Raw genomic sequence first — 24,966 nt, forward strand, 5'->3', positions numbered from 1 at the left:
GTTGAGGTTGTCCGTTAAACTGCCAATTCTATATACTTATTACTTTGATCGTGTTTTTCACTTCCTCTGCAATTCTTCTTGCTTCGGCAATGTCTTCATTTACTATGGTAACGTGACCCATTTTTCTAAAAGGCCTTGTTTGTTTTTTTCCATAAATGTGAGGTGTCACACCGTTAAGACCTAATATCTTCTCAATGTTTTGATACACTACATTTCCGGAATAGCCTTCGGCACCTACAAGGTTTACCATAATACCTGCTGCTTTACTGTCGGTGTTGCCTAACGGCAGGTCTAATATAGCACGAAGGTGCTGCTCAAACTGCGAAGTGTAGCTAGCCTCAATAGAGTAGTGTCCGCTGTTATGTGGTCGTGGCGCTACTTCGTTTACCAAAATTTCATCATCTTCAGTCTGGAACATTTCCACAGCTAATAAACCTACATGGTTAAAATGCTCAGAAACCTGTAATGCAATGGCACGGGCTTTATCGGCAACGGCATCATCAATACGTGCAGGGCATATTACATATTCCACCTGATTGGCTTCTGGGTGAAATTCCATTTCTACAACAGGATATGTTTTTATTTCTCCCGATGGATTTCTTGTAACAATTACTGCAAGCTCATTTTTAAACGGCACCATGGTCTCAGCAATACACTGTACTTCCGGCAGGCCGTTAAAGCTTTCGGCAGTACGTATTACTTTAACACCATTACCGTCATAACCGCCTTCGGTACTTTTCCATACAAATGGCATAGTAACCACTTCATTTTCTACAGCCAGTTTAAGATCGTTTAACGATTCAAATCTTTTGTAGTCGGCAGTTGGTATATTGTTTTTAGCGTAAAAATCTTTTTGAGTTCCCTTATTCTGGATCAGGTTTAGGGTTTTTGGTGAAGGATATACCTTAATACCTTCAGTTTCCAGTTTTTCAAGAGCGGCAACATTTACGTGTTCGATCTCAAAAGTAAGTACATCTACCTGTTTGCCAAAGTTATAAACGGTATCAAAGTCCATAAGGTCGCCCTGAAAGAATTTGTTACTGCCTATTTTACAAGGTGCTTCATCACTAGGATCCAGCACATAGGTTTGAATGTCAAATTTACGGGTGTCAGTTAGCAGCATTTTGCCTAACTGGCCGCCACCTAATATTCCTAACTTAAAATCAGAAGAAAAATAATTCATTATCATGCTTTTGTTTGCAGTGGCAAAGATACTTAAAGCCGTAAAATTATGCCACGATTAGCGCATGTTTTATCTAATACTCCTTTGTTTGCTGGGTGTTCGGACTCTCTTTTTATAGTAAATTTAGTATTTAACCCGTTCAGGTATGTAAAATTATATTCGTATTTTAGAGGATAAATACTGGGGCGACTGCTTTGTCCTGAGAGAAAATGTAGCATTATGAGATTATCTGTTGAAAGAAAACCGATCAAAGTTGTTCCTGATCCAAAGCGAGTTATCGCACGTTTTTTTTATAATGGTGAAGAGCGGGCATTAGAACTGATACGAAAAATACTGGCACTGGATAAAGAAGAAACTTTCGGACTTGTATCACCGCTGCTTCAGGATTTTTCTAAAAGACACAGGAACATAACCCGTAAACTATTGCGCCATTGCGAACGTGTAAAACAGGATATTATAAAAGCAGGAGGTGAGCTGGACAAGATGGACGAATACACCAAGCTTTTAATTGGTGCTTATTTTACCCATGAATATTCCATAGAGTCGGCGGCATTTTTTAATCCGTCTATTGTAGCAGATCCAGATCAGTCCAATCTCGAAGTAGGGCAGCTGCGGGTTATCATTAGCTTTAGGGCTGTGGGTGAAGGCCATGTTTCATCGGTAGCATTTAGAAGGGCAATTATAGATAAGCATAATGATATCGTTGTTATTCCGTCAAGTAACTATATTGACGAGGCCGAAAAGATACATAATGTAACCTATCAAAAAAGACAGTTCCTTAAAAAAGCTCAGGAGGCCGATATTAATGGGGATTTTTTAACTTCGGTTTCCACCAAGCTCGATGACCGTTTTAATTATGATCAATTAAAAGACCTTATCATTGAAGCGAGAACGAAAACAACCGATGAGCATATACTACGACAGTACAATCTTGTTCTGGCATTGTCTGACAGTTACCGTAGGATAACTTTTTCTAAAGATACCGATATTAGCGACAGGGTAATTTTTCCCATATCCGATTTTGAAAGAAAAGGGATCGAAGACGCCCGTTTCGTTAAATTTATCGATGAGACCGGGCGCACTATTTACTATGCCACTTATACGGCTTATGATGGTGTTCATATAATGCCAAAGCTTTTAAAGACCACCGATTTTTATGAATTTAAAACCAGTCCGTTACACGGGGCAGGAGCCAAAAATAAAAACCTGGCACTTTTTCCAAGAAAGATAAACGGTAAGTATGCTATGCTTTCGCGTATAGACGGTTGGAACAATTATCTTATGTACAGCGATAATATTAATGAATGGGAAGATCCTATAAAAATACAGGAACCGGAATATCCGTGGGAGTTTGTACAGATTGGGAATTGCGGATCACCTATAGAAACCGAATGCGGATGGCTGGTTATAACCCATGCTGTCGGCTCTATGCGTCGCTATAGTATAGGTGCTTCTTTGTTGGATTTAGATAATCCTCAAATAGAAATTGGCAGGCTTAAAGATCCATTGATCGTTCCAAATCCGGATGAACGTGAAGGGTATGTGCCTAATGTGGTGTATTCCTGTGGATCGATAGTTCACAATGACGAATTAATTCTGCCGTATGGCCTATCCGATTACAGTTCAGGTTTTGCAACAGTAAACCTTAAAGTTTTATTGGATCGTTTAAAAAGTGGAGGATAGCCTTTAATTAAAAACTTTTAAGCAGGATACGTACACCAACCAGGATAAGACACCCGGCCAGGACTTTTATTATAGTCTGTCCTTTTATTTTATGTGAAAAATAAGCACCCAGCTGAGCACCAGGAATAACACCTAAGCAAAGAAACATAACCATGCTAAAAACTCCGGGTTCGCTGTAGGTACCGTTCGTGTAATGAACAATAACACTTACTGTAGCCATTATCGCCAGTATAAAATGTGAGGTTGCAGTAGCGATGTAAACAGGGAACTTTAACCAGTTTACCATAGCCGGTACGTGAATAATACCACCGCCAATACCTAATAGAGGAGAAATATATCCTACCAGTATGCTTATAATAATACCATGCTGCTGATTGTAGGAGTACTCATATCTTACATTCTGCTTGTCTATTAAAACATGGTGTTTCAGTCCTTTTATTTGTTTCGCAATGTTTTGTACCGTTACATTTTTATTCCTGTAAAAAAGATAGGCTGATAATGCGATCAATAAAATACCGAAAATGATATTGAATAATTTTTGTGGGATATACTGCAGCGTTACCACTCCCAGTATAGATCCCGGGATTGTGAAAACAGCAAATACCAATCCGGCTTTATAATCAATCCTTCCTGAATTAGCGTAAGCGAAAGATCCCGATATGGCATTTACAGCAACAACTGCTATAGATATAGCTGTTGTTGTTTCGGGCGAAAGCCCCGGATAAAATAATATAAGGAGAGGTACAAGTATAAAACCGCCGCCTGCGCCAATGAGTGTACCAAATGTTCCAATGATGAAGCCTGCTAAGACCAGGAGTAAATTACTGTCCATGTATTTTAAAATTCGGGTGATGCAAAAGTAACTATTAATGGTTATGTTAAACTTCTGATGAAAAATAAAATTATCAACCGGTAAACTGTTGTTTTTTAAAGCAGCACGTAATAATAGTAATTATCTTTGCAGTACATAAAAAGGCAATAAATAATGGAACAGAAAGATGCCGATGTTACTGCATCGGGCTTTTTTGCTAAGAATCCGGTATTAAAAATAAAAGAATTCCTCTCTTTTTTAAGCATACGTTTTGGACTCATCTTTGCATTGAACATGCAAATTACCATAATATACTATTGGGTATACCATATCACCAGCGACAAGCTTGCACTTGGTTTTGTAGGTCTTGCCGAAGTTATTCCTGCAGTAGGCTGCTCACTTTTCGCAGGTCATTTTGTAGACCTCAATGAAAAACGCAAAATGGTACTGTTCTGTATTACGGGGTATACACTGCTCGCCGTTTGTCTTTTTACCCTCACCACTTCTTTTTCGTTAGATAGGCTGGGTGTAGATAAAACACTTTATTTTATTTATTTCTTTGTTTTTTGCGGAGGTATCATCCGTTCGTTCATGGGACCGTCTGTGTTTTCGTTATTCGGACTCATTGTACCACGTAAACATTTTGCCAATGCTACAAGCTGGGGAAGTATGGCATGGCAAACAGGATCGATGCTTGGGCCTTTAGCAGCCGGACTGGCTATTGCTTTAGACGGTATAATTGCCGGAATGTTCTCGGTGTTTGTAATATTATTACTGTTGTTCATCCCGATATTATCTATCAGCACCAAACCGATACTTAAAATAGAAAAAGAGCCTATTTTAAAAAGCCTTTCGCAGGGAATACGGTTTGTTATAAAAACCCCGGCATTGTTGGGCGCTCAAATGCTTGATATGTTCTCGGTACTTTTTGGTGGTGCGGTAGCATTACTTCCCGTATACCAAAAAGAGATACTTCATGTAGATGAGGTTGGTTTCGGACTGTTGAGGTCGGCGCCCGGAGTAGGGGCGTTATTAACGCTTGGCATCCTGGCTTTTCTTCCGTTAAAAACTTATCCCGGCAGAAAACTCTTTATAGCAGTAACAGGTTTTGCACTTTGCATTATCGGATTCGGACTCTCGACCAACTTTATTCTCTCATTTGCTTTCCTATTGCTTTCCGGTATGTTCGATGCTGTGAGCGTAGTAGTGCGCAGTACCATTCTTCAATTAGTAACACCCGATCATATGCGTGGACGTGTAGCCTCGGTGAATACTATATTCGTCAGCTCATCTAATGAATTGGGTGATTTTGAAAGTGGTGTTATGGCACACTGGCTGGGTACGGTACGAGCTGTGGTTACTGGCGGTTGTATCACTCTGGGTGTAATTGCTATTACTTTCTTTAGTGCGCCGCAGTTAAGAAGATTTGGCTTTGATGACGAAGAAGACGTGAAAAAAGAGTAGTTTTTGTTATTGTGTACGAAGTTTAAGTATTTGAAACAGCCATCAACTCTTAGATATTTTATCTTTTATTTCATCGGCTAAAATCATAATATCTCTCCAGCTTTTAGAAGTTCTGACAGAAAAAATGTTCCATTCATCAGTATTATCAAGTAAAAGTACTTTATCACGTAATATTATACTTTTATCCATTACTTCTTTAGTTATGTATCCTGCTAAATTTAGCTTTTCTAAATTTCCACGATACAAAAAAGAGTGAGCTCCTATAATAAATTCTTCAAATATTCTATATTCAATTTCTTCATCGCTTTTATTTAAAAGAAAAATTCCGCAATCATTTATTGTATCGATATAAAGGTCATATGATTTATCTAATGGAATTTCCATATTTATTGTTCTCTTATAGATTGTTGGATAATTTAAAGCCCCTGTACAAACTCGTATCTCTGAATTTTTTTTAAAATGTCTTTTGCAGCAGCTTTGTAAGCAGCAGTGTGTTTCATCGAATCTTCGGTAAGAATACGGCTTAACTCTGGGTACAGCCAATCTTCCTTTTTGCCCAAAATAAAAAGAGCCCTCATGGAATAAGCTTTTGAGGCAACTTTTACTTTCTCATTTATAAGCCAGTCAAAACAGGCTTCCATGATTTGCTGTAAATGATTGCCATTTAAAAATCCGGGATTCTTTTCGTTGTGCTGTGCTGCAAACATGCATATTTTGGAGATAGATCGTACTGCACCATCCTGTTTGAAGGTGGAAAGTGAATTGCAAAAGGTATCGGTATAATCTGTCAGCCATTCTATTTTCGCCTGTAAAACCAGTTCGAGCGTCCAGCAGGCTTTGTGGTGAATTTTGTCTTTTGTATTAAAAGCAATTTCTAACAGGTCAGGAAACAGGCTGGGGTTGTTAAACACCTCGCCCGACAATACATCTCTTATTGGGCGGTGAGCCGTACTGTTAACGATGTTGTTATAAAATTGCTGGTTCATTTTAAGATTTATCCTTTTAGGCAGTGCAAATATCAAAAAAAATGGAAGCATATAGCTACTATTTGTAAATTAATCGGCGGTACAGCCTAATTTACAGAGTTTAAGTGCTTTGGTGATTATTTTAGTTTTATTCTCGAAAGATAACCACGCAATACTGTGTAAAGCATCTTCTTGGTATTTTAAAGAACTTTCATATTTAACTGCAGAATTATTTAATGCGCTCATGTAAGATGTTTCACATCTTTTTTCGCATGGTTTTTTTGCTGTAAGTTTCTGCTCTAAAGCTATGATATCAGTCAGGTCGTAAAGCGTTGACATTTTTAAAACAATATAAAACTGATCATTCTCTTTGCGGGTTAATTCATATTTTTCCTTGACGCCTAACCAGGCAGTATTAGCTTCATTAAGATCTTTAAAGTTTGTTCGATTAATCTCCGTTGTCAGCCATTTTAAAAAAAGAGCTTCATTGTCAAGAATATCAAAATCATCATGAAAGTTAAGTTTTGATATAAACTCATTACCTGCTTTTTCGAAAGCAAGATAAGAAGATGGCTTTAGCATCTTTTCATAGTGCTGCTGTAAATCAAGATTTGTATTGGCTTTAACGTGTGTTTGTCTTATTGGTAAACAAATCATTAATAAAGATATGCATAGTGATTTCATTAGTATCTTGATTATTTATTAGGATGCAAATAAATAGTTATACTTCCAATATTCTTGTTAAAATTTAGTTAATGAAATAATGAATGGTAAATCTTGATTAATAGATTGTAGTTGTAAAATAAAGCGGGGACACAAAGATCCCCGCTTCACCCAAAAAAACTATAGCTAAATTTTAATGAAAACATCTTAAGACCTCAGTCTGCTTATCTAATCCGTAAGCTTATATGAGCAATGTTTTATTAAGCCGCCAAATTACTTAAATACCCTGTGACTGCTGCTTTAAATACCCGGACAAAGTGTGACTGAATATTTTTATTTATATAGCAGGGTTTAGGTGTAATGAATTGATTAATAATGTTTTTAATGAAATTATTAGTATTTGTATATGCATGACTTCTTAATTCAGTTGTGACATTATTCCGGATTATAGCGAAAGTAGAGATTGTAACAAATAAAAAACCTGCAGGTATGAACCGCAGGTTTTTCGTAGATATAATTGTTTGGTTGAATGTTCTGATTCGTTATTCTCACTACTGATGGGTGAGCCCGATTTTATCTTTTCTGTAGCTGATAAAATGGCAGAATAGATTACAAGGGTCGAATTTACTTGATTGTTAGATGATAGCATTTCATATTAAGATTGTTTTAACATTCATAAATTTATTAGAAAATGAGCCTTTAGATGTAAAGAGCTGATTGGTAATTAGTATATTTGCAAATTATTCCAAATTTTAAGTAAACTGTGATACAGATTCACGATAAGTATTTTGTGCCTTTTATTACTGCTGAAGAGATTGATGCAGTAATTGGCAGGATGGCCCGTCAGGTCCAGGAAGACCTAAAAGGCGAGACTCCTATATTCTTAGGAGTACTTAATGGTTCATTTATGGTAGTGTCAGATTTTGTAAAGAAATACACACACAACTGCGAAATTAGTTTTGTAAAGATGTCTTCTTATACAGGGATGTCAACTACAAACGATGTAAAGCAGCTTATAGGGCTTAATCAAAGCCTTGAAGGCCGCACTGTGGTAGTTATAGAAGACATTGTAGATACCGGAAACACTATAGAAGAACTTAAAAAGATATTAGAAGGGCATAATCTTAAACAACTTAAGATTGCAACCCTGTTCTTTAAGCCTGAAGCCTACACTAAAGACATTGTGCTGGATTATATCGGCTTTGAGATTCCGGATAAGTTTATCGTTGGTTATGGTCTTGACTATGACGAATTGGGGCGTAACTTACCCGAGATTTATCAATTACAACAATAACAACCTTAATATAAAATGATCAACATTGTACTGTTTGGAAAGCCGGGTGCAGGTAAAGGCACGCAGGCCGAATTTTTAAAAACAAAATACAACCTTACGCATATCTCTACAGGTGACGTTTTTCGTTACAATCTGAAGAATAATACACCACTTGGTCTTGAAGCCAAAGGTTTTATCGATAAAGGTGAACTTGTGCCGGATGCACTTACAATAAAAATGTTACAGGATGAGGTAGAAAAGAACCCTGATACTAAAGGATTTCTTTTTGATGGTTTCCCAAGAACTACTGCACAGGCTGATGCGCTTGATGCATTTCTTACATCTAAAGGATGGGGTGTTACCGCTACTATCGCATTAGAAGCAGATGATGAAATACTGGTTGAACGTCTTCTTGAAAGAGGAAAAACCAGCGGAAGAGCGGATGATCAGGACGAAAACCTTATCAGGAACCGTTACCAGGAATATAACGAAAAAACAGCGCCACTCATAGAGTACTATAAAGCTCAGGATAAATTCCATGCAGTAAACGGTATTGGAGAGATATCTGAAATTACAGGTCGGTTAAGTTCAGTAATCGACACCTTTTAATCTAAAACACCACAGTTGGAAATAGCCATAATATTTTTCCTTATTCTTTTAAATGGTGTTTTCTCTATGTCAGAGATCGCTTTGATATCTGCCAGGAAAAACCGCCTCGAATCCGCTGCCAAGAAAGGTAATGCCAGCGCACAAACTGCACTGGATCTTGCCAATTCGCCTAATAAATTCCTTTCTACGGTACAAATAGGCATTACGCTTATAGGTATCTTAACGGGTATTTATAGTGGAGATAAGGTAACAGGCGATGTTAAACTGTTTGTTGAAGGATTTGCAACTTTAAAGCCCTATTCAGATCAGATAGCCGTAGGTATTGTAGTCGTGATATTAACGTTTTTCTCTTTAGTTTTAGGGGAGCTCCTTCCTAAAAGGATAGGTCTTAATTACCCTGAAACAATAGCTAAAACGGTAGCAGTACCAATGAAGTACATTTCGATAATTACAGCACCTTTTATTTGGCTGTTAACTTCTTCTACCGATTTTTTGTTGAAGATACTGGGCATTCGCCCAACGGCAGATGGTAAAGTAACCGAAGAAGAGATTAAGGCTATAATTAAAGAAGGTACTGAAGGCGGCGAAGTTCAGGAAATTGAACACGATATCATGGAACGTGTATTCCATATTGGCGACCGTAAGGTAAACTCGCTGATGACTCATAGAAAATCCGTAGCTTATTTGTCTACTACGTCTACTAATGAGGGCATACGCGAAATAATGTTAGGAGAACTACACTCGGTATATCCGGTGTGTGAAGGTAATAATCTTGACGATGTAATTGGTGTGGTGTTGCTTAAAGACATCTTTGCTAATTATGACCGTTCAGACTTTAGCCTGAAAGATATAGTGAAAGAACCGGTATACCTTATTGAGCATACATCTGCTTATAAGGCATTGGAAATTTTCAAGAAGACAAAAGTGCATTATGCATTTGTAACAGACGAGTATGGTGTGTTCCAGGGGCTAATAACCCTTAATGACATACTTGAAGCGTTGGTAGGAGATGCATCAGATTTTTATGATGACGAATTCCAGCTGATCGCTAACGAAGATGGAACATGGCTGGTAGACGGGCATTACCCATTGCACGACTTCCTTACGTATTTTGACCTTGATGATCTTACAAACGATTATGAGGTAACAACTGTAAGCGGATTGGTAATGACAGAACTGTCTTACATACCTAAAGAAGGAGAAAAGCTGGCGTGGCATCTTTTTGAACTTGAAGTTGTAAAGATGGATGGTGTAAAGATTGATAAAGTGAAAGTAAGATCGCTGAAAGAGTAAATTGGATTTCGGCGTTTCGGAGTAAATAGAGAGATTGATAATAGAATAGGTTTAAGAATTTGATGTAAGGAGCTTGTAAAGTAAACCCCGAACCCGAAACTTTAAACCTGAAACAAAAGAAAATGACAGAAGGAAATTTTGTAGATTACGTTAAGATATATGTTTCTTCCGGTAAGGGAGGTAAAGGATCTACACATTTACATAGAGAAAAGTTTATTGAAAAAGGTGGCCCGGATGGTGGAGATGGCGGCCGTGGCGGACATGTATATTTAGTGGGAGATAAAGGTCTTTGGACATTATTTCACCTTAAATTTGCGCGTCACATTAAAGCAACCCATGGTGGTGATGGAGGTAGTGCACGTAGTACAGGAGCCGATGGAGAGGATAAATTTATCCAGGTACCATTAGGAACCGTTGTGCGCGATAAAGAAACAGACGAAATTCTTTTTGAAATAACAGAGCACGGTGAAAAGCAGATCATTGCTAAAGGTGGTAAAGGAGGATTAGGTAACTGGCACTTCCGTAGTGCTACGAACCAAACACCAAGATACTCGCAGCCGGGTATGCCTGCCGAAGAGAAAGATATTCTTTTAGAATTGAAAGTACTTGCAGATGTAGGTCTGGTAGGTTTTCCTAATGCAGGAAAATCTACGCTATTGTCAGTATTGACTTCAGCAAAACCAAAAATTGCCGATTACCCGTTTACAACATTGAAGCCTAACTTAGGTATTGTATCTTACAGGGATTTTCAGTCATTTGTAATTGCCGATATTCCGGGAATTATTGAAGGTGCAGCAGAAGGTAAGGGTTTAGGCCACTATTTTCTTAGGCATATTGAACGTAACTCTACATTACTTTTCTTAGTTCCTGCAGATGCTGAGGATATTAAAAAAGAATATGACATATTGTTAGATGAGCTTAGAAGGTACAATCCTGAAATGCTTGATAAAGACAGGCTGGTAGTAATATCTAAATGCGATATGCTTGACGAAGAGCTGCAGGCAGAAATGAAAGTGCTGCTTGATAAAGAATTTAAAGGTATACCTTATATGTTCATATCATCTGTAGCACAGCAGGGACTTGTTGAATTAAAAGACAAGCTATGGCAGATGCTTAATGTTACTACAGAAGAGTAACATATAACAACAAATTTATATAAAGGCGCTTATTAGCGCCTTTTTTATGACTTATAATTTCCCTTTGATGAAGTTGTGTTTTACAGATGTAGCTTCTTTCTTACCTCTTTTAGGTGTTGAATATTATTTTATAAAGTGTTCGTTTGTAGTTGATTGAAAAATTAATTCTTGCTTTACTTTAGATTTAATTCTTAACAATTCTTTGATAAATTACTATATCTTTGTGCCAGAAAAAACGAATGTTGCAATGATTGCAACTAACTGATATTTAGTGCGGTTTATGAAAATCAACTTAAAAAACAGTCTTACTGTTTTGCTTTTGCGCCTTTTTGTTGTCTACGCAGTGTTTATGTTATGCAGGCTGGCTTTCTATTTTTTTAATAATAATCTGATAGATGACGTACATGCCGGTGATATAATTAGTTTACTTCGTGGAAGTCTTATGTTCGATACGGTCTCCATTATCTATATAAATCTTCTATTTGCTTTAATGTCGTTAATTCCTTTTAAATTCAGGGATAATAGTGGCTATAAAAAAGCGATGCTTTGGATCTTTATGATTACAAACGGATTGGGTTTATTAATAAATGTAGCCGATATCTTTTATTACCCATTCAAACAGGCCAGAATAGTGCTTGGCGATTTTTTCCTGTTACAGGAAGATGCTTTTGTGCCATTGCTTGGTGACTTTGTAATTGATTACTGGTACGGATTCCTATTTTATTTTATTCTTCTTGTTTTGCTTTACATTGGTTATAAAGCAGTGGGCGATAAAAAAGAACCGGTGCAAACCAATAGAAGATATTATGTTGTTAACACAGCTTATATGAGTATTATGGCAATAATTATCATATTTTTTGTGAGGGGGGCTACTTTCTCTGCTGCCTCTTTTCCTATTTCTATGAATGATGCATTCCTGTATACAGACAATCCTACGCATACTTCTTTTATGCTGAGTAATCCTTTCTGTCTTATAAGGACCATAGGGAAATCTAAAGATGTACCCGATCTAAAATATTTTGATACAAAAATTGCGCAGAACCTTGCTGGAACAACACATACATATGAGGCGGCAGAACCGTCAGGTTTTGAAATTGACAGAAAAACCAATGTATTTATTATAGTGTTGGAGAGTTTTGGTAAGGCACATATCAAAAGCCTTTCAGATCAGTTTCCTAAAGAACGTGAATCGAATACGCCTTTTCTTGATTCTCTTTTCAACGAAGGATACCTGTTTACCAATGCACATCAAAACGGATACCGCTCTATAGATGCACTGCCTGCTATATGGGCATCTATTCCATCGTTTAAAGAGCATTTTCTTTCATTGCCAAACTCGGTAGCATCTTACTATGCTTTACCGGCCTGTATGAATGAAATGGGCTATCAAACAGCCTTTTTCCATGGAGCAGTAAAAGAATCTATGGGATTTGTTTCATTTGGTAGAAATGCCGGAATAAAGAATTTCTATTCACGTGAAGAGTATGAAGAAGAAAACGGCGATGAAGATTTTGACGGCAAATGGGGGATATGGGATCATAAGTTTTTCCCGTTTGTGCATAAAAAGATAAATGCATTCAGTAAGGACAAACCGTTTTTTACAACACTGTTTACATTGTCTTCTCACCATCCGTATAAAGTGCCGCCGGGACTGCCTAAAAAATTCAGTGAAGGTACAATGCCAATTCACCGTGCTATAAAATATTCTGATTATGCTTTAGGTGAATTTTTCAAGAGTATCGAGAAAGAACCATGGTATAAAAACACCCTGTTTATTATCACTGCCGACCATTCGTCGGGAGCAGATAGTTACAAGTTTAACAAAGCACCGCATGATTATACAATCCCGATGTTTTTCTTTAAACCCGGGAATAATAAATTTAAAGGTAAAGACGATAAAATAATACAGCATATAGATGTTATGCCTACGCTTTTAGGAATGTTGAAGTATGATAAACCCTATTTTGCTTTTGGTAAAGATCATTTTAATAAGAAGGACAGTAATGGTCATTTTGCAATCAATTTCTCGAACGGGGCATTTAACTGTTCAACAGACAGCTATTATTACCTCTTTAATGAAAAAGACGTGATCTCTAAGATAGATTACAGAATGGATCCTTTAGGAAATACCAATCTTATTGCAAAACGTAATCAGCAGGATGAAGAAGCCATAAAAGGATTTAAAGCTTTTATTCAGGAATATTATGCCCACCTGAATGCGAGAGATTACTTACCAAGAACGACTAAGCCAAAAACGGCACTGGCTGTAAATGCAGGTAGAAAATAAGAATAACGGTTAGCCATAAAGTTCAGTTCTAACGGTTATTAATAATTTCTCAATCTTATCTTTATTTGGAAAAGGGGAGAGTTCTGTACTGGCATAGTTTTTCTCGATGGATGCCAAAAGAATGTCAGCCATTTGAAGTAGATCTTCATAGCTTTTATTACCCGCTTTAATGACTAATAGTTCTTCACGATTATTTACTTTGATATTTAATTTTCCAGTAGTAAGAATTTGTTCTGCAGATTGAAGCAGGCGTATGGTATGCATCATGTTTTTCGAATCATAATTCTTACCATGTTGTTGATTTGTGTTGTAGCGTTCGTCATTCCTTTTTTCAACCCATTCCCAGTATTCCCTGTATTCTTTACAATAAGTTGAATATCCTTCTTTGTTAAAGTACATGTACGCTTTCTCCTGTTCATTTTTTGGTATAGAAGAAACCGATATCTCATTAGAGGTTGTCTTTTGGATAATACCTTTATAGCCTAAAGTGTTTTCGGGATCATAGAACACCGCATATGTTCCTTTAGCATGAGGGATATTTGTCAGTCCGCAGTTATCTGCTTTGAAATTATTAATCTTAAGCCAATCGGCTAGAGGGATGCTGCTATGATCGTTGAGTATATGGCAGAATGATAAAAGGTCTTTCTTTTCAATTGGCAGCGGATTAACAATTTTCTTATTTAGTCCCTCTGCTTTTTTAATTTGGGTTGTAGCATACCCTGCAAAAGTATCCTTACATAGTTTCGATAAGAAATCTTCAATTCTAAAATTATTCATGATCGGGTGTTTGTATAAAATACAATCATCCGGTGTAGCAAGCATCTCAAGAATATTAGGATTGTTTTTTAATAACAATTCTACAAAACGACCAATTTCATAATATACGATATCGTTAGTGTCATTGTTAATTTGAGGTATATAATCCAAACCAAAAAAGATATCTTTTGGTAAATAAAATATTCCCTTTATATCAGTATCAGATGTAGCAGTATCAAGTCCAAAAGACCTGCTGCCCGAAATTACTTCAAATAAGATTAAGTTTTTATCTTTTATTTCCTGAATAGTCATTCGTTTTTATTTCTTTATTTCTGCTTTAAAAAAATCCTCCAAGTCCTGATTTATCTTTTTACCACTGGATAGTGATTGGGATTTTTCCTGATTAAAGAGAATTGTTTCTTGTAAAAATTGGGTTATGACTTCTTCTTTCGGATGCAGGTACTTCTCATCTTGTTGAGCTTTAATGAACTGTAATTCTAATATTTTTTCCTGAATGTTAGCAGGAGCAATAGGCAATAATTCTGCAAAAGCTACAGGAGGAAAGGAGTTGTTTTGAATGATCCATTTTCCGGCAAGGGCTGTTCGCAATGCATAAAAGTAACTTTTCAGTTTTACGTGTTCTGATTCGCAGATTTCCATAAAATTCTTTGTCGTCCCTAAATAGTGATGCAGTGATGCAATAGGAGAAAAACAGTCGTTTGCAAACAATCGCATCTGTTTAAGGAAGTCATCATTTGTTTGGTATTCAACAGGTGAATACAACCATTCAATAAGCGGAACATTTGATTTAGCTAATAGTTTTAAAGATTTGGCAAGATCCCATCCGGAACCATCCAGATCTTCCACAGTCATAAATTCTATAACATCCGATTTTTCCCAAAGCGATAAATACCATTCAGGAGAATGCTTATAGATAAACCTAATATCATAGTCGCTGTCAGGCGATGCAAAGCCCCAAGCCCGGCTGCCCGATTCTACCGCATGAAGAATTTTAACCTGTTTATCGTTTTCTAAAGAACTTAATTTATTGGATATAAGCTGATGCATTTCGAAATTTACCTTTTATGAATTTGTATTTTTATTATGGTAAATAAAGGAAAAAAACGTGACATCACTGTTTTTAACAGGACTATAATTTTATCAAATTCGTAAAATAAGCTATATTCGCACCACAAAATTAAATAGTTAATAATATCACTGTAACATTTTAAGGATTATGGTGTCCTATTGGCTATAACTATTAACTTTTATTTTAATTAAATGAAAAAACTTATTTTATTCCTTACCATGTCGCTTATGGTAATGCCGGTAAGGGCAGATGAGGGAATGTGGTTTTTAATGTTCATTGAGCGCCTTAACCATAGGGACATGCAAAAAATGGGCTTACAGTTAACATCTGAAGAAATCTACAGTATTAACAACCACAGCCTTAAAGATGCAATTGTTCAGTTTAACGGTGGCTGTACTGCAGAGATGATCTCTAAAGACGGTTTAGTGTTAACAAACCACCACTGTGGATATGATGCGATAGCAGAACTTTCTACTCCTGAGGCTAACTGGCTTAAGAACGGATTTTGGGCAGCTAACCATAAAGCTGAACTAAAACCTAAAGATCTTTATGTTCGTTTCTTCGTAAGAATGGATGACGTGTCTAAAAGGATATTAGCTAAGTTAAACCCTAACATGACTGAGGCTGAAAGAGAAAAAGCTGTTCAGCAGGAAAGTGCATTAATAGAAAAAGAAAACAACGAAGGCGGTAAATATACTGTGTCTGTTCGTCCTTTCTTCCAAGGTAATGAGTATTACTATTTCGTTTACCAAGATTTTAAAGATGTTCGTTTGGTAGGTACCCCTCCGGAGAGCATTGGTAAATTTGGTGGAGATACAGACAACTGGGAGTGGCCGCGTCACACAGGAGATTTCTCTATGTTCCGTGTGTATGCAGATGCTAATGGTAACCCTGCAGAATACTCTACAAACAACGTTCCGCTAAAACCTAAGCATTACCTTCCGGTAAGCTTAAAAGGTGTTCAGGAGAACGACTTCGCTATGATATTAGGATACCCGGGTCGTACTAACCGTTGGATGCCATCGGGAGGTATAGAGCAAAACGTTAAGTTTGCTTATCCTGCATGGGTAGAAGCTTCTAAGCTTGGTATGGATAAAATGAAAGTGCATATGGATAAGAGTGACCAGGTTCGTCTTAACTATGCATCTCAATATGCTCAGGTGGCTAACTACTGGAAAAACCGCCAGGGTATGATAGACGCACTTACAAAACACAAAACAGCTGCTGCAAAAGCAAAAGCTGAAGCAGACTTTAACAAGTGGGCTAACAAACCGGCTAACAAAGCTAAGTATGGTAATGTAATTACTACAATTAATAATTACTATTCTAAAACAAACGAAAAAGCTCGTCATGATAACTACCTTACAGGTTTATTAAGAACAAGCGGATATGCTGCTATGCCATACAGTTTAGGACGTGGTCTTGAAGCGTATGCTAACGCTAATGAGGCAGGCAGAGCAGAAATGCTTCCGGACCTTAAGGCATATATTGATGAAGCGTATGCTACATTATATGAGCCCCTTGAAAAAGATGTTCTTGCTGCACAGTTAGGTCTTTATGGTACAAAATCTACAGGTTATGAGATCGCTCCGCTTGTAGCTAAAATTGGTAAAGAGAACAACAATAATTTTACAGCTTATGTAAACGATGCATTTGCAAAAAGCCTTTTTGCTTCTAAAGCTAAAGTTGAAGCTTTCCTTGCAAAACCAGATGTGAACACACTTAAAGCAGATCCACTTTACTTACTGTCTTCAGACCTGTTAACTAAATACAGAGCTAAATCTGAAGAGCAGCAAAAACTGGATGCAGATTATTCTAAATCATTCCGTTTACTTGTAGACGGTATGAGAGAAGCTAATCCAAATGTAAAATACTACCCGGATGCTAACAGCACACTACGTTTAACGTATGGTAAAGTAAGATCACTTCCTGCAGATAAAAGAAATGATGCTAAAAAGAACTACTATACTACAATGCAGGGTGAAGTGGCTAAATACAAACCAAACGATGAAGAATTCGACCTTCCAAAAAGATTGTTAGAGCTTTATGAGAAAAAAGACTTTGGTCAGTATGCAGACAAAGCTGGTTACATGCCGGTAAACTTCCTTACAGATAATGATATTACAGGTGGTAACTCAGGTTCTCCGGTTATCAATGGTAAAGGTGAGCTTATAGGTCTTGCTTTTGATGGTAACATCGAAGCTATGGCTGGTGACGTTATTTTTGATAAAGACCTTCAAAGAACAATTAACGTAGATATTCGTTATGTACTTTGGATTATCGATAAATACGCAAATGCAAAACACATTGTTGACGAAATGACAATTGTGAAATAATATAATTATTAGTTCAGATTACTAAAACGCCTTGTATTATTACAAGGCGTTTTTTTGTTTAAACTAATCTAATTTTAAAATGTTTATCTGTAGCCAGCAGTATGTAAGATAGTAGACATACCACAAGTGAATTAAAGAAATGATGGTATTCCTTGTGCGCCATGTGGGCCGTAAAAGCACCAATGGCAAAAGGGAAGAGCCACAATATGGAAAGGTTTTTTACCATCGGTTTCCAAAAACCAATGACCAGCCCGATGACTCCGACAAATTCTGCCCAGCCTATTACATGCGTCCAGAACAGATTAAAACCAAACGCTTCCATACCGGTAATCATACTTTTCACGTTAATGATCTTCCAGAGTCCGGCATAGCCAAAAATATAAATATACCATAGGTACAATGCCCAATGCATGTAAGCAGCAACTTTTTTCATAAACATAATTTTAAGTTTGAGAACCAAAATTAATCCCAATACTTTACTTTTGTTAGTGATCAGTAAAATGTCAGAAACTTACAATTTTGTTAGTATGAAAAAAGAAAACTCAACAAATTCCATCAATCAGAAGATAATAAATGCAACCTGTGGCACCGCTGTAACAGTTGCGTTAATAAGTGGTAGGTGGAAACTAAACATACTATGGCAGCTATTGGAGGGCAAACTGCGCTATGGCGATATTAAAAAGAGAATACCCAATATATCCGAACGTATGCTGGCCCTGCAGCTAAAAGAAATGGAAGCACACGGACTTGTAACCCGAACCGTTTATCCCGAAGTACCGCCCAGAGTAGATTATGAATTGACTAATCTGGGAATTAGTATGGAGCCGATGCTTCGCAGCATTGACGAATGGGGAGACAATTATAAAGCGGCCATAAAACAGGATTAATTATTGTTTTACTGTAACCTGTATGCTTTTTGAATGAGCACTAAATTCGGGTGCATACATGCTCTGAATGGTAGTTATACCGTTAGAGAATTCTCCTGCGTTGTTCACTTTTACGTCATATTCCAGTATATAAGTACCACGTTCGATATCGTCAAAAAAGAAATGAGTTGCAGCGTCACGCGTACTTTGATAGTAGCTAATGCCGCTTGTTCTTTTGTAACCTGATACTACGTCAGAAGGTTCAAAAGCTGATGCGCGCATATCTTTTAAATGAACATACTCTAAATCTTCGGAGTTACTAATAATAAGACGTACAGTTACAATATCACCTATTTTTAACGGTTTATCTTTTGTGATGGATAGCAGTTCTATACCCTTTGCGGTATTGGTCTTTATGTATAGTTCTTTCTGTACATTCATTATGCTTTTTTGTGACGGCTGTATTTTATCCAGATCTTCAAAGTATTGCCAGTAAAAACCGCCATAGCCAGGTACGGCTGTTTTATTTTCAATCTGTAATGTTGCCATACCGGTATTCACTTCTTCAGGTTTCCATTCCAGTTTTATATATCCTGTACCAGCTTCTTTTTCATTTTCAAGAAGTTTTTTATTTAAAACATTTGCACCTCCAAGTTTAATAATTGTATTGTCTTTTATGGATAACCACTGCGTTCCCTGCATTAGTAATGCATATACAGCTTCTGTAGTGGCTTTTGTTGTTGGCCAGTTTTTATTCTGCTTATTTTTTAGCAGCCACACTTTCATAGCATCGGCAGATTGTACATCATTATCAATTTCTGTAAAGGCTTCAATGAGCAGTGCCTGCGTTTCTATAGGCGATTGATACCAACGCCATCCAGGTTTATTTTCTATCCAATACATACCCCATTCATCATTATTAGCGCTGGTTTCTTTTAGGTTTGTCAGTATTTTCTTTGCTGTAGGTGTTTCATTAAAACGGTGAAGCAGAAGGGCGGCCATTCCTTTTTCGTAAAGAGAATAGTTGAGCCATGCTTTGTTATCTATAACTGTTTCTATGTGTTTTTTGATTGTTTTTTGAATAGAATCAGCAAGCGGATATTTGGTATTGAAAAAGCTCCTTGCATATAAATAATGAAGTTGATCATTTGATAATTCCATTCTCACTTCTCTATTTTTAGCTGCGTGAGCCATCCTTTTTTTATGTTGTTCTAAGAACTTAGTATCAATAAATTGGATTGCTTTTTTAATTAAATATTCAGTGTTTTTATTATCATTACTATTTATTCCTAATTTTTGAAGATGTCCAAAACCGGCTATAATATGGCGTGTGATGTATTCACTGTCATTACCGCCTTCAAACCAGGAGAATCCGCCACTTGGCGACTGTTTCTTTTCAATCTTTTTAAAATTAGTTTGTAGTTCGCCCTCCATTATGTCAAGATTAAACAATAATGCTACCCTGTTTTTTTTCTCTTCATCGCTTTGAGCATCCATTAACCACGGAGATTCGGCTATTAATAGAGCTTTTAGTTCTTTGTTTTCTTCCAGTTTAGAAAGCGGCTTACCCTCTTTATGCCAGGCGGCAAATATTTCAGCTATTTTTGGATTGCTGTTTAATACATGAGTTGCTATAGCATTGGCATAATAACGGGAGAATACCTGTTCGGCACATTCATGTTCATACTCCATAAGATAAGGTAGTGATTGTAATGCCAGCCATACGGGGTTAGAAGTATATTCTAATGTTATTCCCTGATGTAATAAAGTTGTAGAAGTATTTTGTTTGAGATTATCAAACGTATATTCTTTACGGGTATTTGATTTTACCCAAAGCGGGATGCTCTCGGTAACAAGTATATTGTTGGTTAGTACTGGAAGTATGTTTTCTTCGCCATCGGTAAAATCTCCTGCTTTAGCTAAGACTTTATATTGTACAGCCTGCATACCTTTAGGAATTGCAATTGTCCAGCTAACTGTACTATTGCCTTTTGAAGGAATAGTGAAAGATTTTACGTTTTGTGCATTCAGCATTTGTGCATCTACAGGTTCCATAGTAATTGCATCAAAAAGCTGAAGCATAGCATTTCCTGTTTTTATCTCGGAAGTCAGATTACTTATTTTTGCTATAAGTGTAATAGTATCTTTTTCCCTAAGAAAGCGTGGCATATTAGGGGAGATCATTAAATCCTTTTGAGTAAAAAAAGTATTTTCTGAATAGCCAGCTGCCGCATTTTTATTATGTGCAAACAAACGAAGTTTCCATTGTGTAAGGGCTTCAGGAGTAGTAAAGCTAAAAGACAATTTCCCTTTTCTATCGGTTGTTAATTGCGGATAAAAGAAAGCTGTTTCATTAAAGTTTTTACGGGCTTTTACTTGTTGCAACCCTTCAATTCCTTTTTTTGTTGTGATGAGCACAACACCGTTTGCTCCCCTTGGTCCATACGCAGCTATCTGATCTTTATCTTTCAATATTACAAGATCGATAATTTCATCATCAGTTAAATTTTTGAAATCATTTTCTGAAAGGGGAACTCCGTCAATAATATACAATGGGCTGCTATTTCCATTTAAGCTTGGGGCACCTCTTAATGTAACACTGTCAGCTGCTCCTGGAGTACCAGCCCCTGTTTCTATATTTAATCCGGGTACCTGTCCTTGCAGCGTTTGTATAAAGTTGGCATTTGGCCTGCCTTCAATTGTTTTAGAAGTCACAGTTGTTACAGCTATATTTGAGGTTGCCCTCGTAGTATTTCTATAGCCTTCTACTACTACGTCTTGTAATAATAGTGTATCGTCCTGAAGTTTGATGTCCAAATCTTCATTTCCGGTAATTGTAACAGTACGCGGTTTCATACTTATATACGAAAAAACAATTTTTTCTCCCAATGTTGTATATATTGAATATTTACCGTCAAAGTCGGTTTGTATACCTTCATTTGTTCCATCTATAGTAACATTTACTCCAGGAATTGGCATTCCGGCAGTATCCGTTACGATCCCGTTTACTATAAAATCCCCCTGACTAGCCAATTGTGTTTTTGGAGTGTATGCAAAATAAGAATTTGAAGCATTATCAAAATCAAATCCATACATATAAAAAGTATCATTGCTTTTGGATAGCATTACTTTTTTTATTACTTCATCAAATGATGTTATTGAGGGATAATTATTTAAGAAACTTCGATACAAATTTCCTCCTCCGTAATAATTATGTATATCCGGATAATTCCATGTATTAAGTCCATAGCTATCTTCAATCACAAGTTTGTCGAGCGATGCATCATACATCGAAGCTAATACTTCTAAAGGTTTTTTGCTGCCTTTAATACTAAAAGACCATGTTTGGTTGCTGCCGGGTAATAACTTACTTGTTAGAGTCTCTGTTTCGAAGGATATTATTTCTTTCTTCTGAGGAATGAGTAGGTTAAATTGTTTACTGTAATATTTATTTTGCCAAACATAACTTATTAAAAAATACATTGGGGTTCTGGGACTCTTCAAAACAGGAACCCGGATCTTTTTTTTCTCTGCATTTAATTCAAGTAGTTTGTCATATAGAATCATATTATCACAAGACGCTGTAGCACTAATATATAATTGCAAGCCTGAAGATATTTCTATTTCTACGTAACCATCTTTAGCATAGTCGGTATTGGTTATTTCATAATCAAAAAGTTTTTTGTCGGCCGGTATTTTATCTTCATTATTTTTAAGGGTAAATCTTGTATTTGATGTTACATCGTTTCCTAAAGAATCTTTTGCAGTAAATACCAATTCATATTCTCCTGCTGTCCAGTTTTTAAAATCATTAAACACAACCTGTTTGTTTTGGCCGGTATTAACTATCCTTGATAAAAGAATGGTTTGTTTTATAACCGAATCTTTGAGCGTTTTATAAGGTAGGTGTGGAAAATTTTGTTTGAATTCTTTTTTGGTTATAGTTTGTATTTCCGGTTCTGTCCATGGTCTTTTAATATAAAAATTATCATGAGCGGCAATTTTATAAATATCTATGCTGCCAGAAGCTGGCAGAAATTCTCCGTTAAGATTATTAGTCTCAAGGGCAACAATAGTTTTTTCATGAATATTTATTATGTCAGGCATCTTGGCAGAAACAATTAATGCGTGATACCCGGCATTAACTGAATAGGTATTACTATGAGTTTCTCCTGAAACATCTGTAACGTCTACATATATTGTATAGGTAAATATGGGTTGCGTATCCGGGTCGTATGCGTCATCTGGTTCAGCATTAAACTGTATTGTGAATTGCCCATTCCCATTAGTAGTCGTTTCTCCTTTAGTAAGCTGCGTGTCTTTTCCGTAATATTCATACCAATATTTTTTTGCGGTGCGTTCTACTCTGTATACCACTTTAGCGTTAGAAATAGAAACATTAGCAAATGTATTAGCAAACCCTTTTACACTAATTACTTTATTTAGCCGTAGCTCACTCTTTATTTTATCAAATGTTACTTCAAACGTTGGACGCTTATATTCTTCTACTATAAAATTTGTACGGTAGGTGTCAAAATCTGCTTCATCCCAAAACGTTTTTTCATTTTTAGAATCTTCTTCATCTTCCTCAATATTTATTGTAAATCGGCCAACCATGTTTTTTGGCAATTCTATTTTTTCAGTAAAAGAGCCATATTCATTCGTTTTTAAACGAAATTTTTTTATTTCATCACCTTGTTCATTTTCAACACTTATTGTAAAATAAGTATTCGGTACTACACTGATACTTCCTTTATAATCCTGAATAGCAATTGCTTTAAAATAAACGGTTTGTCCCGGTCGATATAAATGCCTGTCAAGATATACGTGCACCATTGCACGCAAATCTTCCATTTTAGATATAGTTGAAAAGTAATAACCCTCGGTTATTGTATCTCCCTGATGTATAAAAGTTATGTTATTATAGTTTTTCTGGTCTTCCGTTTTGATAAAAGTTATTTTGCCTTCTTTGTTTGTTTTAAGTTGCTTTTTTACTGATTCAAAAACATTTACATTTTCTATTGGCTTACCGGAATCCCGGTCTACTATCTGGTATATATGGCTTTCGTTTCGTTGTTCTTCTACTAAAGTAATTTGTGACACTTGTATTTTAGTAATGTTCAATTCACTTAGCAGTTCTCGTGTAGAAGTTGTCATTACTGCGTATGTACCCTGTGAGAGAGAGGGTAATATTATTTCGGTAGTATAGTTAAAATGATCGTGTTTGTTGGGTAGTATATATGTTTTTGTAACGGTAGGTTTTTTGTTAGTAATATAGGCGTCTTTGAAATTTGAATCCCTCTCATTTACATTGCGTGGAACTTTATAAAAAGATACATTTATACTATCTGTGTTTTGAAAGTTTACTAAGGCTAATGATGGAGAATTAGGAGTAATATAATTTTCTAGTTTTATAGAAACTACTTTATTTACAAGACTACTTTTTAGACTTAAGGCTTCAGGGGCAAGACTGTTGTTTTTTCTATCATTTATTATTTCATCACATATGGTAACTGCTTTTACAAGGTTATTACTAAATAATTTTTTGTCAGCAAGCCTTACAAGCAACTTAGCCTGAATTAGCTTGGCATTATAAGTAAAAGGTGTTTTTTCTTTGTTTTGAACTAATTGTTCAATAGTATTTAAGTAATAAGAGTTTTTTTCATAACTATGAATTTCTTCATCCATATAGTTTAATCTTCTTAGTGTTGCACGTTCAAGATTTGGTTTGTCGTTACTTACATAAAAATGATTCTCAATTTCGGATAATAGTTTTAAACCTTTAGTAGCCTCATAAATAAGAGAGTCATTTTTTTTAAGTGCTAAAAACGCCTCTGTATTTCCAAATAAAGAAGAGGTGTTTTTAGTAAAATAGCTATGATATCCTACATCAGCGTTATTCCATAAATAGTCGAGATATTGTTCTGCTAAAAAATCATATAGCGGTCTTTTTGAATTCCGAAGAGTTGACACAAAATCTATTATGGCATCAAAATCTGTTAAAGGAATATTGTATAAGATTTCTGGATTGTTTAGGCTTTCTGTATATGCGATATCTATTTCTTTTTTAAAGATTTCGGGACTCCATTGCCTGTAATCATTTCTAGAATAGTCTTTAACAGTTTTAACGCTGCCAATACGCATAGCATTTTTAGTATAAATTTTCTCTAATAATTGTGCATAAATACTATTTAATATTGCTTTGGCTGGTAGTGATGCTTTTTTTATATCTTCCTGAATGGTCGTTATAATTTTAAATTGGGCATCTTCTTCAACTCTCTGCATGTATTTTGACTTAAAGAAAAAAGTTTTTATAAGCTGAGACTCATTCTTGTCTCTTTGAGCTTTAGTGTAAATTACATCTGTTAAGGCAGCTGCTTTCTTTATTTCGCCGTTAGCCTCAAATTCAATAACTTCAGCCCATTGTTTCTCATAGTTTTGGCAAAAAGCGGAGGTTGTTACAAACCAAATTATTAGTAATAGTATTTTTTTCATAGCGAGGGGTATTTGTCAACAATATACTACATTTTTGTTTTTAATAAACTTTGTTT

Annotated in this window: 18 protein-coding genes; 9 read left to right on the plus strand and 9 right to left on the minus strand. The window is 36.1% G+C overall.

Going from position 1 to position 24,966, the window contains the following annotated elements:
• Nucleotides 1–28 precede the first annotated feature (28 nt).
• Complete coding sequence (locus tag EPI11_RS03395; RefSeq protein WP_128388553.1) at nucleotides 29–1,183, minus strand: 5-(carboxyamino)imidazole ribonucleotide synthase; 1,155 nt, start codon at nucleotides 1,181–1,183, stop codon at nucleotides 29–31.
• 219 nt (nucleotides 1,184–1,402) lie between these two features.
• On the opposite strand from EPI11_RS03395, the gene EPI11_RS03400 reads away from it, so the two are divergent.
• The gene (locus EPI11_RS03400; RefSeq protein ID WP_128388554.1) at nucleotides 1,403–2,866 is read left to right on the plus strand and encodes a glycoside hydrolase family 130 protein; all 1,464 of its coding nucleotides are present in this window, start codon (nucleotides 1,403–1,405) and stop codon (nucleotides 2,864–2,866) included.
• 7 nt (nucleotides 2,867–2,873) lie between these two features.
• Here the strand turns inward: EPI11_RS03400 and EPI11_RS03405 are convergent, their stop codons facing one another.
• Nucleotides 2,874–3,698, minus strand: a complete 825-nt coding sequence (locus EPI11_RS03405) for a sulfite exporter TauE/SafE family protein (RefSeq protein ID WP_128388555.1) — start codon at nucleotides 3,696–3,698, stop codon at nucleotides 2,874–2,876.
• A 153-nt stretch (nucleotides 3,699–3,851) separates the two neighbouring features.
• Between EPI11_RS03405 and EPI11_RS03410 the strand changes: the two genes are divergently transcribed.
• Nucleotides 3,852–5,141 (plus strand): MFS transporter, encoded by a 1,290-nt coding sequence (locus tag EPI11_RS03410; RefSeq protein WP_128388556.1) that lies wholly within the window; start codon nucleotides 3,852–3,854, stop codon nucleotides 5,139–5,141.
• 42 nt (nucleotides 5,142–5,183) lie between these two features.
• On the opposite strand, the gene EPI11_RS03415 is transcribed toward EPI11_RS03410, so the two are convergent.
• The 3 genes from EPI11_RS03415 to EPI11_RS03425 are packed head-to-tail and all read right to left on the minus strand — an operon-like array spanning nucleotide 5,184 to nucleotide 6,790.
• A complete protein-coding gene (locus EPI11_RS03415; protein ID WP_128388557.1) occupies nucleotides 5,184–5,525 on the minus strand; it encodes a hypothetical protein in 342 nt (113 codons plus the stop codon).
• A 32-nt stretch (nucleotides 5,526–5,557) separates the two neighbouring features.
• Entirely contained in the window at nucleotides 5,558–6,178 is a 621-nt protein-coding gene (locus EPI11_RS03420; protein WP_241657574.1) for a hypothetical protein, read from the minus strand.
• Nucleotides 6,179–6,196: 18 nt separating this feature from the next.
• Nucleotides 6,197–6,790 carry a hypothetical protein gene (locus tag EPI11_RS03425; protein WP_128388558.1) on the minus strand — a complete coding sequence of 198 codons (594 nt, stop codon included), beginning with the start codon at nucleotides 6,788–6,790 and terminating at the stop codon, nucleotides 6,197–6,199.
• A 742-nt stretch (nucleotides 6,791–7,532) separates the two neighbouring features.
• Here EPI11_RS03425 and hpt point away from each other — a divergent pair.
• The 5 genes from hpt to EPI11_RS03450 all read left to right on the plus strand — a co-directional run bounded on the left by hpt (nucleotide 7,533) and on the right by EPI11_RS03450 (nucleotide 13,367).
• Nucleotides 7,533–8,063, plus strand: coding sequence for a hypoxanthine phosphoribosyltransferase (hpt, locus tag EPI11_RS03430; RefSeq protein WP_128388559.1), 531 nt, complete (start codon nucleotides 7,533–7,535; stop codon nucleotides 8,061–8,063).
• A gap of 15 nt (nucleotides 8,064–8,078) precedes the next feature.
• Complete coding sequence (locus tag EPI11_RS03435) at nucleotides 8,079–8,651, plus strand: adenylate kinase (protein WP_128388560.1); 573 nt, start codon at nucleotides 8,079–8,081, stop codon at nucleotides 8,649–8,651.
• 15 nt (nucleotides 8,652–8,666) lie between these two features.
• The gene (locus tag EPI11_RS03440) at nucleotides 8,667–9,944 is read left to right on the plus strand and encodes a hemolysin family protein (RefSeq protein WP_128388561.1); all 1,278 of its coding nucleotides are present in this window, start codon (nucleotides 8,667–8,669) and stop codon (nucleotides 9,942–9,944) included.
• A gap of 122 nt (nucleotides 9,945–10,066) precedes the next feature.
• Entirely contained in the window at nucleotides 10,067–11,080 is a 1,014-nt protein-coding gene (gene obgE, locus EPI11_RS03445) for a GTPase ObgE (RefSeq protein ID WP_128388562.1), read from the plus strand.
• Nucleotides 11,081–11,360: 280 nt separating this feature from the next.
• Entirely contained in the window at nucleotides 11,361–13,367 is a 2,007-nt protein-coding gene (locus EPI11_RS03450) for an LTA synthase family protein (protein WP_128388563.1), read from the plus strand.
• A gap of 9 nt (nucleotides 13,368–13,376) precedes the next feature.
• On the opposite strand, the gene EPI11_RS03455 is transcribed toward EPI11_RS03450, so the two are convergent.
• Nucleotides 13,377–14,435 carry a nucleotidyltransferase domain-containing protein gene (locus tag EPI11_RS03455; RefSeq protein ID WP_128388564.1) on the minus strand — a complete coding sequence of 353 codons (1,059 nt, stop codon included), beginning with the start codon at nucleotides 14,433–14,435 and terminating at the stop codon, nucleotides 13,377–13,379.
• 6 nt (nucleotides 14,436–14,441) lie between these two features.
• Nucleotides 14,442–15,191, minus strand: a complete 750-nt coding sequence (locus tag EPI11_RS03460) for a nucleotidyltransferase domain-containing protein (protein WP_128388565.1) — start codon at nucleotides 15,189–15,191, stop codon at nucleotides 14,442–14,444.
• Between the two features lie 213 nt (nucleotides 15,192–15,404).
• Between EPI11_RS03460 and EPI11_RS03465 the strand changes: the two genes are divergently transcribed.
• On the plus strand, nucleotides 15,405–17,549 hold the full coding sequence (locus tag EPI11_RS03465; RefSeq protein ID WP_128388566.1) for a S46 family peptidase: 2,145 nt from the start codon (nucleotides 15,405–15,407) through the stop codon (nucleotides 17,547–17,549).
• A gap of 58 nt (nucleotides 17,550–17,607) precedes the next feature.
• Here EPI11_RS03465 and EPI11_RS03470 read toward each other — a convergent pair whose 3' ends face one another.
• Nucleotides 17,608–17,982, minus strand: a complete 375-nt coding sequence (locus EPI11_RS03470; protein ID WP_164879103.1) for a DoxX family protein — start codon at nucleotides 17,980–17,982, stop codon at nucleotides 17,608–17,610.
• A gap of 94 nt (nucleotides 17,983–18,076) precedes the next feature.
• On the opposite strand from EPI11_RS03470, the gene EPI11_RS03475 reads away from it, so the two are divergent.
• Nucleotides 18,077–18,436 carry a winged helix-turn-helix transcriptional regulator gene (locus EPI11_RS03475; RefSeq protein ID WP_128388568.1) on the plus strand — a complete coding sequence of 120 codons (360 nt, stop codon included), beginning with the start codon at nucleotides 18,077–18,079 and terminating at the stop codon, nucleotides 18,434–18,436.
• On the opposite strand, the gene EPI11_RS03480 is transcribed toward EPI11_RS03475, so the two are convergent.
• Nucleotides 18,437–24,910 carry an alpha-2-macroglobulin family protein gene (locus EPI11_RS03480; protein WP_128388569.1) on the minus strand — a complete coding sequence of 2,158 codons (6,474 nt, stop codon included), beginning with the start codon at nucleotides 24,908–24,910 and terminating at the stop codon, nucleotides 18,437–18,439.
• Nucleotides 24,911–24,966 lie beyond the last annotated feature (56 nt).

This window comes from Flavobacterium cerinum, from assembly GCF_004028155.1.
Lineage (GTDB): Bacteria > Bacteroidota > Bacteroidia > Flavobacteriales > Flavobacteriaceae > Flavobacterium > Flavobacterium cerinum.

What these genes read in the sequence shown, in the direction of transcription:
- EPI11_RS03395 (WP_128388553.1), bottom strand. Translation starts at nt 1,183, where the DNA reads ATGAATTATTTTTCTTCTGATTTTAAGTTAGGAATATTAGGTGGCGGC.
- EPI11_RS03400 (WP_128388554.1), top strand. Translation starts at nt 1,403, where the DNA reads ATGAGATTATCTGTTGAAAGAAAACCGATCAAAGTTGTTCCTGATCCA.
- EPI11_RS03405 (WP_128388555.1), bottom strand. Translation starts at nt 3,698, where the DNA reads ATGGACAGTAATTTACTCCTGGTCTTAGCAGGCTTCATCATTGGAACA.
- EPI11_RS03410 (WP_128388556.1), top strand. Translation starts at nt 3,852, where the DNA reads ATGGAACAGAAAGATGCCGATGTTACTGCATCGGGCTTTTTTGCTAAG.
- EPI11_RS03415 (WP_128388557.1), bottom strand. Translation starts at nt 5,525, where the DNA reads ATGGAAATTCCATTAGATAAATCATATGACCTTTATATCGATACAATA.
- EPI11_RS03420 (WP_241657574.1), bottom strand. Translation starts at nt 6,178, where the DNA reads ATGCTTCCATTTTTTTTGATATTTGCACTGCCTAAAAGGATAAATCTT.
- EPI11_RS03425 (WP_128388558.1), bottom strand. Translation starts at nt 6,790, where the DNA reads ATGAAATCACTATGCATATCTTTATTAATGATTTGTTTACCAATAAGA.
- EPI11_RS03435 (WP_128388560.1), top strand. Translation starts at nt 8,079, where the DNA reads ATGATCAACATTGTACTGTTTGGAAAGCCGGGTGCAGGTAAAGGCACG.
- obgE (WP_128388562.1), top strand. Translation starts at nt 10,067, where the DNA reads ATGACAGAAGGAAATTTTGTAGATTACGTTAAGATATATGTTTCTTCC.
- EPI11_RS03450 (WP_128388563.1), top strand. Translation starts at nt 11,361, where the DNA reads ATGAAAATCAACTTAAAAAACAGTCTTACTGTTTTGCTTTTGCGCCTT.
- EPI11_RS03455 (WP_128388564.1), bottom strand. Translation starts at nt 14,435, where the DNA reads ATGACTATTCAGGAAATAAAAGATAAAAACTTAATCTTATTTGAAGTA.
- EPI11_RS03460 (WP_128388565.1), bottom strand. Translation starts at nt 15,191, where the DNA reads ATGCATCAGCTTATATCCAATAAATTAAGTTCTTTAGAAAACGATAAA.
- EPI11_RS03465 (WP_128388566.1), top strand. Translation starts at nt 15,405, where the DNA reads ATGAAAAAACTTATTTTATTCCTTACCATGTCGCTTATGGTAATGCCG.
- EPI11_RS03470 (WP_164879103.1), bottom strand. Translation starts at nt 17,982, where the DNA reads ATGAAAAAAGTTGCTGCTTACATGCATTGGGCATTGTACCTATGGTAT.
- EPI11_RS03475 (WP_128388568.1), top strand. Translation starts at nt 18,077, where the DNA reads ATGAAAAAAGAAAACTCAACAAATTCCATCAATCAGAAGATAATAAAT.
- EPI11_RS03480 (WP_128388569.1), bottom strand. Translation starts at nt 24,910, where the DNA reads ATGAAAAAAATACTATTACTAATAATTTGGTTTGTAACAACCTCCGCT.